General features: G+C 59.8%; 1 protein-coding gene. It reads right to left on the bottom strand.

Annotation, left to right across the window (positions count from 1 at the left end):
• Positions 1-42: 42 nt before the first annotated feature.
• Positions 43-1226 (bottom strand): IS3 family transposase gene (locus ACFWPH_RS34695; protein ID WP_378756551.1). Its coding sequence is split into 2 segments (ribosomal slippage): positions 43-962 and positions 962-1226, totalling 1185 coding nucleotides; the frame shifts between segments, so codons are not numbered across the junction.
• Between the last annotated feature and the right edge of the window lie 53 nt (positions 1227-1279).

Genomic DNA, 1279 nt, shown 5'->3' with positions numbered 1-1279 from the left:
TGAGGGGCCGGAAGAATTTCGGACAGCGGATTCTTGTCTTTCCTACGCTGCCTGATTCCGCTGAAACCACTCGGACTCTACTTCGTTCGGTGTCCGGTAGTCAATTCCCGAGTGGAGACGGATCTGGTTGTACCGCAACTCGATATAAGCCGTGACATCTTTGCGAGCATGCTCACGAGTGGGGTACTGGGTCCGGTTGACCCGCTCGTTCTTCAGGGTGCCATGGAACGATTCCGCCCACGCGTTATCGAAGCATGTTCCGGTACGCCCAACGGACCGGAGCACACCCAATTCGCTGGTTGCGGCGGCGAATTCAGTAGAAACATATTGCGCGCCTCGATCACTGTGGAAAATGGTCTCACCCGGACGGAGGGAAGCGTTTCGAGCGGCCATCCTCAGTGCATCGGCAACAAGTTCTGTGCGCATATGATCGGCCATCGCGTAGCCCACGACTTTCTTCGAAAAACAGTCGAGCACGGTCGCCAGGTACAGCCACCCTTCCCAGGTGCGGATGTAGGTGATGTCGCCGACGAGTTTGGTCGCCGGCGCGGTAGCGGTGAAGTCCCGCTGCACCAGGTCCGGCAGCTCGGTCGAGTCACCGGCGAGGGTGGTGGCCGGCCGGAACGGCCGCGGCTGACAGGGAACCAGGCCCAGCTCACGCATGATCACGCGAACCGTTTCGGGATCTGCTGCCGTTCCCCAGCGCGCCAGCTGGGCATGAATCCGCCGGTAACCGTAGGTGCCGTCGGAGTGGTCGAAACAGAATCGGATCTCCGCGGCCAGTATTTCACGCCGACACGCGGTGGCCGACGGCTCACGGCTGCGCCATGCGTAGAAGCCCGATCGGGACACTTTCGCCCAACGGCACATGGATACCACGGAATGATTGCCTTCTTCGGAGGCGATGAACGCGTATTTCAGTGTCACCGGTGCTTCTTCGCGAAGAAGGCCACCGATTTTCCCAGGAAACGGTTCTCCTCCTCCAGTTCACGGACCCTCCGTTCCAATTCCTTCAGCCGGGCACGCTCGGATATCTCCAACCCCGGATCGCTGACATGAGTGTCCCGGAAATTCTTGACCCACGTCCGGATCGTTTGACCACTCACCCCGCAATCGCGTGCGACATCAGCGACCGCACGTGACTTCTCCACCACTTCACGCGCGGCCGTTTCCCGGAATTCCGGGCTGTACCCACGCGAGTTCTTCTGTGCCACAAACAACTCCATTCAGCCACCCAATTCTACTTTGGGCTGCTGTCCGAGAATCTTGGGGCACCTCA

This window comes from Nocardia sp. NPDC058499 (assembly GCF_042719915.1).
In the GTDB taxonomy this organism is placed as follows: domain Bacteria; phylum Actinomycetota; class Actinomycetes; order Mycobacteriales; family Mycobacteriaceae; genus Nocardia.
This window is presented reverse-complemented; position numbering and strand designations above follow the sequence as displayed.